This window comes from Salimicrobium humidisoli (assembly GCF_002295105.1).
Classification (GTDB): domain Bacteria; phylum Bacillota; class Bacilli; order Bacillales; family Halobacillaceae; genus Salimicrobium; species Salimicrobium humidisoli.
In genome coordinates this window covers 1-6,392 of sequence record NZ_NSGH01000040.1, presented here as the reverse complement: position 1 = coordinate 6,392, position 6,392 = coordinate 1, and the positions used below count along the sequence as shown (strand labels likewise).

General features: G+C 51.3%; 3 protein-coding genes. 1 reads left to right on the top strand and 2 read right to left on the bottom strand.

Features of this window, described 5'->3' with window-relative positions:
* Positions 1-147: 147 nt before the first annotated feature.
* A complete protein-coding gene (locus CKW00_RS13300) occupies positions 148-1,731 on the bottom strand; it encodes a peptide chain release factor 3 (protein ID WP_095822967.1) in 1,584 nt (527 codons plus the stop codon).
* 270 nt (positions 1,732-2,001) lie between these two features.
* Here CKW00_RS13300 and CKW00_RS13295 point away from each other — a divergent pair, with 270 nt between their 5' ends.
* On the top strand, positions 2,002-5,157 hold the full coding sequence (locus CKW00_RS13295) for a DEAD/DEAH box helicase (RefSeq protein WP_095822966.1): 3,156 nt from the start codon (positions 2,002-2,004) through the stop codon (positions 5,155-5,157).
* A 60-nt stretch (positions 5,158-5,217) separates the two neighbouring features.
* Here the strand turns inward: CKW00_RS13295 and CKW00_RS13290 are convergent, their stop codons facing one another.
* Positions 5,218-6,105 carry a COX15/CtaA family protein gene (locus CKW00_RS13290; RefSeq protein WP_095822965.1) on the bottom strand — a complete coding sequence of 296 codons (888 nt, stop codon included), beginning with the start codon at positions 6,103-6,105 and terminating at the stop codon, positions 5,218-5,220.
* Positions 6,106-6,392: the final 287 nt, after the last annotated feature.

Sequence of the window (6,392 nt, the reverse complement as noted above, 5' to 3'; positions counted from 1 at the left end):
GAGACCCCGGAGTGTGGGTTTTCACGAGGGAGGCTCGGGCGTTCGTCCGCGGAAAGCGAGTGGTATTCGCCCGCACGAACTGCACAAAAAAAGCTTGCAGAAAAACACGGGGTTTCTCTACAAGCTGAGACGACCCTAAAGGGCCGTCTATTCGTTCGTCTGCGTATACTGGTTGACTTCAAACAGGTCGATAAGGTCCATGTCCGGGTGCTTATCGATGAACCAGCGCAACGAGAAGTCGTTTTTGAACAGGGCGACTTTGTTGCCTTCCCGGTCCTCGACAAGCATGTTCCTGTCGTCGAAGAGGGAGGTGTCCACCTGATCTTCCTTCAGCCAGCGCGGTATCCGCTCCCCGTAAGGAGTGAGTTCAATATCGACGTTGTACTCATGCTTCATCCGGTATTCAAAAACTTCAAACTGAAGTTCCCCGACCGCTCCGATGATATAGTCTTCGAAGTACGGACGTTTGAATAGCTGAATGGCGCCTTCCTGTACGAGCTGTTCGATTCCTTTGTAGAACTGTTTCGATTTCATGACGTTTTTGGCCGTCACTTTCTTGAACTGCTCCGGCGGGAACTGAGGAAGTTCGTCGTATTCGAACGTCTCTTTCCCGGTGAGCAGCGTATCCCCGATCCGGTATACGTTCGGGTCGTAGATGCCGATGATGTCTCCGGCGTATCCTTCTTCCACCGTATTACTGGAGGAAGCGACGAACTGCTGGGACTGGGCCAGTTTGAATGCTTTTCCGGTCCGGCCGAGAGTGACGCTCATGCCCCGCTCGAACTTGCCGGAACAGACCCGGACGAAAGCGACACGGTCGCGGTGTTTCGGGTTCATATTGGCCTGGATTTTGAAAATGAATCCGGAGAATTCTTCGTTCTCAGGAGAAACCAGCCCTTTCGTCGACTTCCGCGGCGTCGGAGCCGGTGCCATATCGATGAACGTGTCGAAGAAGGTTTCCACGCCGAACGGTGCAAGAGCACTCCCGAAGAATACGGGGGTCTGTTCTCCTCTCAACACTTTTTCGATTTCAAACGTGTCCCCTGCTTCATCGACGAGAGACAGCTCATCTTCCGCTTCCTTATACGTCGGGTTTTCCGTAAGTTCCGGGTGCTGATCGAGCTCGCTGTACGGGATGTACTCTTCCCGCTCGTCTCCCGAAAAGCGGACAAACTGTTCGTTGTGACGGTCGAACACCCCTTCGAATCTCTTGCCCATCCCTACGGGCCACGTCATCGGATAAGTTTCGATTTCCAGCTCCGTTTCGATTTCTTCCAGAAGGTCGAACGGCTCCCGTCCTTCGCGGTCCAGTTTGTTCATGAATGTGAAAATCGGAATACCTCTCATCCGGCATACTTTGAACAGCTTCAGCGTCTGAGCTTCGATCCCCTTCGTCGCATCGATGATCATAACGACAGCATCTACCGCCGTCAGCGTCCGATAGGTGTCTTCACTGAAATCTTCGTGGCCGGGAGTGTCGAGAATATTCACCTGGTAACCCCGGTACGGGAAATTCATGACACTCGAAGTCACGGAGATTCCACGCTGCTTCTCTATTTCCATCCAGTCGGATGTCGCGAATTTTCCTGATTTCTTCCCTTTTACAGTACCTGCGGAGCGGATCATATTTCCGAACAGCAGCATTTTCTCGGTCATCGTCGTCTTCCCGGCGTCCGGGTGCGATATTATCGCAAACGTCCGCCGCTTTCCGACCTCTTCCTGTATTGACATTTCTAATTCCTCCACTCTGATCATTCCCTCAACAAAAAGTAGCACACAACCGCTTCAAAATCAATCCGTGCAGCCGGCTCCGGCGCTTCCTGTCTCGTTCTCCATCGTCCATTTCTTTAAAGTATAGCACAACAAAAAACGAAAATAATTGTTATAATAGGAAAAGTGGATAAAACCGCCCCGGGTTTTTCGGAGGCGGAGATCATCAGGACCATGCTTAAATACACCCGATACATGAATGAAAATATTGAAACAGTTAGGATGCCGGCAATGCAAGCTACTTTACTACAACCGAACAAAATTAAACAGCTCACCGGAGAAGCGTTTTTTGAACGTGGGAAAACGTACTTCGAACGCGGAAAAGTATATGGACTTTCCTACAATGAAGCCATCCAGTCGTGGCGGGCGGTAGTAACGGGCACCGACGATTACGAGGTGCGAGTCTTCTTTTATGACGAGGACGATTTCGACAGCACCTGTGAATGCAAAGCTTATGAAACGTACTTTACGTGCAAACATATAGCTGCCGTACTTCTGGCTATCCGGGAAGAGATGATGCAGAGACTATCTCCTGCACTAGCCCGTGATACCTCCTCTCCGAAGCCCGTCTCCTATTCGGGACCGCTGACCGAAGTTTTCCGCAGGGAGACCGTTCTTCCGGAAGAGAAGACGACGCTTATGTTCCACTACTATCTCCACGTTTCCAGCCGGGCTCTGTCCCTGGAACTGAAGATGGGGGAGTATCAGCCCTACGTCATGAAAGATATAAGGAACTGCGTCACTCATGTTACGGAAGAAAAGGAAATGCCTGTGACGAAGAAGTTCACGTACGACCCGGCTGTCCATCAGCTTTCTGAAACCGATGCGGCCATCCTCGACCTTCTTTCCGTCATAATCGGAGAAGAACGGTTTTTCGATCAGTTTTCCCTTCCCCGGGAAAAGAGGTATTTACCCATACCTCCCGCTCACGCCCACCGCCTCCTTGAACTGCTGGCGGAGTCACATACGACGATGGTGGAACAGAAGGAAGGGCCCGGTCCTCTTCAATACAGGGAGCTCCCGGAGCTGTCCTTCCACGTCAACCGGAGGCAGGAAGATTTCGTCCTGTCCTTCCGGGAACTGGAGAACTACCGGCACCTCTCCGATTACCGGCTGATGTATGAAGGACATACGATTTATGCCCTTACGAAAGAGCAGCACGACGTGATCCGCAAATGGAAAGAGGCCATTCCTTTCTCAGCCTCCAGGCCCCAGGTGATTCCGGCGGAAGATATGGAAGGTGTCGTTTCCCACGTACTGCCGGTGCTCGAGGAAGCCGGGGACGTGCATTACAGCGAAACGGCGAAACAGTCGATCATCAAAAAGGATGTAAGAAGCATCGTATCCATCGACCAGCGCGACTGGCTGCTTACCATCGACGTCGAGTTTCTTTACGGCGATCACGGTATCGACCCTTTCCGTCCCTCTTCCGACCATCAGGCGATCATAAAAAGGGATTTCCGGAAAGAAGACGAAATCATGCAGCTTATCGAGCAGGCGGACTTCAAGTTCGACGGTTCTTTCGTCTATATCGACGACGAGGAAAAAATCGACACTTTCTTAAGGGACACTCTTCCCCGTCTTCAGGCGCAGGCCGAAGTGTACTTATCGTCACGGATGAAGCACCTGCTGCAGTCGGCTCCTGTGCTGAAACCGACGATCGATATAAACGAATCGACGGACTGGCTCGATATCTCTTTTGCGATCGACGGCATCGATGACGAAGATATTACGAACGTCATGCAGGCGGCTATGGAGAAACAGAAGTATTTCCGGCTGAAAGACGGCACTCTTCTCTCCCTCCAGAACGAATCGTTCGACCGGTTCCGGGAATTCGCCGACGAACTCGACGTCCACTCTCTCGACGGTTCGACGATCTCCGTCTCGCAGATGCGAAGCATGCAGGTGGATGAAGTGCTGGAACTTAGCGAGGAAGAGCGGCAAAAAAGATTCCAGACGCTCATCACTCACCTGAAGGATCCGGAAACGAGCCGTCACCCGCTCCCCTCCGGCCTTGATGCGGAGCTTCGTCCTTACCAGATCACCGGCTTCCGCTGGATGAAGACGCTCGCCGATTATTCTCTCGGTGGAATACTGGCGGATGATATGGGTCTCGGAAAAACGATTCAGACGATCACTTTCCTTCTGTCGGAACTCGAAGATAAAGGGGACCCGGGACGAACGCTCATCGTCGCTCCCGCTTCACTCGTCTTCAACTGGAAGAAAGAAATCGAAACGTTCGCACCCGGCCTGAAAGCCGACGTCATTTCCGGTTCCGCAGAGGAAAGGGAGCAGCTGCGTGAGGAGTCGGATGCCGATATATGGATCACTTCCTACCCGCTGCTCCGCCGCGACGCGGAAGCGTACGAAACGGAGCAGTTCCACGCCTTCATTCTGGATGAAGCCCAGGCCATCAAAAATGAAGCGACGAAAGTATCGAAAGCGACGAGGCTGATCCATGCGAAGCACCGCTTTGCTCTGAGCGGCACGCCGATCGAGAACGCTCTGACCGAACTTTGGGCGATTTTCCAGACACTGATGCCCGGGTTCTACAAAAATAAAAAAGAGTTTCTCAACCTGCCGCACAGCCAGATTTCCCGGATGACCAGACCGTTCATCCTTCGTCGTATGAAAACGGAAGTGCTCGATGATCTTCCGGATAAACTGGAATCGGTCCAGTATTCCGAACTGACGAGGAACCAGAAAGAAGTGTATCTTGCCTATCTCGAAAGAATCCAGAAAGACGTGAAAGACACGATTCAGAACAAAGGAGTGCAGAAAGGGAAGATCGAAATACTGGCGGGACTGACGAGACTGCGGCAGATCTGCTGTCACCCTTCTCTGTTTCTCGAAAACTACGAAGGCACTTCCGGTAAACTCGACCAGCTGAAAGAACTGCTGGACGAACTGAAGCAGAACAATCACCGGGTACTGCTGTTTTCCCAGTTCTCGAGCATGCTGTCCCTGCTGTACGATGAACTCACCTCTCTCGGCTACAACTGCTTTTATCTGGACGGGAGCACGAAATCGGATAAGCGTATGGAATACGTGGAGCGATTCAATGGAGGGGAAAACGACATTTTCCTCATTTCCCTGAAAGCGGGAGGTACCGGCCTGAACCTTACAGGAGCCGACACGGTCATCCTGTATGACCTTTGGTGGAATCCGGCGGTGGAAGAACAGGCAGCCGGACGTGCCCACCGTATCGGGCAGAAGAAAAGTGTACAGGTCATCCGCATGATTTCCGAAGGCACGATTGAAGAAAGAATATATCAGCTGCAGCAGAAAAAGCGTGATCTCGTCGACCAGATCATCCAGCCCGGAGAATCGATGCTTCAGAGCTTAAGCGAAGAAGACATCAGGGAACTGTTCCAGCTGAAAGTATAAAAACTGCTCACAAAAACAGCGGCCCGCCTACGAAAGGCAGAGCCGCTGTTTTTTTATCTGTCAGGCGCGCATGGTCCGCTGGTGGAGCTTGAACCAGTATCCTCCCAGGATGGCACCGCCCACCATCATCGTAAGCGTTGAAAGGATCATATGTATTGAAGAAGCCAGAATGACGTTTCCGGTAACGACGATTACGAGCCCTACTGCTCCGTTCAATAAAATAGTGAGGAAATAAAGCCACGACAGAAATACGTGATATCTGAATTTGGAAGCATAAAAGATGAACCATATCGCACTTACGAGAATGACGACGGTAGCCACCCAGTGAATCGAAAACAGGGCGTCCGCCAGCGTTTCGGACCGGATCAGGTATTCTTCCGCCCCGATATCCATCATGACGTTGCTCGCCCGGCTGTGTTTAAAGAAAGCACCGAATATCACCTGGGCCACGTAAAAAAGGAACCCGAGCAGGAAAGCACGGTAACTCATCTTCACGGTGCCGGCGTGTTTTTTATCAAGCGATACCGTCTTCTCATGCAGACTGTAACTTAACAGCACGTTGTTGAGAAGGAGCAGCTGACTGAAAGTGACATCCAGAGTCGTGAAGCCCGGCGGCGTACCGAGAAGTACGTTGAATCCCCCGATGAGCGACTGGATGACGAGAAGCAGCAGACTCAGTACGGCAAACGCAAGCACTGCGCGATTTTTCCTGTAAAAGTATATAGCCCCTGCCGCGTTGATAAGCGTGACGACGGTAAGGAGCGGTATGAACAGGCGGTGGGAATATTCCACCAGTATGTGAAAATCTGTCAGGTCAGGGATCACTTTTCCATTACAAAAAGGCCACGACGTACCGCAGGCATCGCCTGAATCCGTCGCCACAACCAGATTGCCGAGTATAAGGGAAAGGAACGTTACTCCCACTGTAAATATAGAAAATTTCTTCATCGGTATCCTTCCTTATCTTTAACACTTCCCATAAGCATCCATCTTCATCTTACCATGAAACTGTATACTTAGAAATCTGCCTTTCCACTTAAATTATGAATTTTTATTGAATAGGTGTACAACGGGGATATCTTTTCTCCTGAAGAATCGCATAAAAAAAGGTTCTATTTCAAATGTTGGGGTGGAGGATCTTTTCCTCCGCCCCTTTATCCTAGGTGCTTGCCTACGTTCTTGAATTGGTGATGCATCAGAATGCGGGCCCGCAACCGGTCGTGCCGGCGAAAGCC

Bases quoted from the DNA above. Each gene is read 5' to 3' on its own strand.
- CKW00_RS13300 (WP_095822967.1), bottom strand. From the start codon at position 1,731: ATGTCAATACAGGAAGAGGTCGGAAAGCGGCGGACGTTTGCGATAATA.
- CKW00_RS13295 (WP_095822966.1), top strand. From the start codon at position 2,002: ATGCAAGCTACTTTACTACAACCGAACAAAATTAAACAGCTCACCGGA.
- CKW00_RS13290 (WP_095822965.1), bottom strand. From the start codon at position 6,105: ATGAAGAAATTTTCTATATTTACAGTGGGAGTAACGTTCCTTTCCCTT.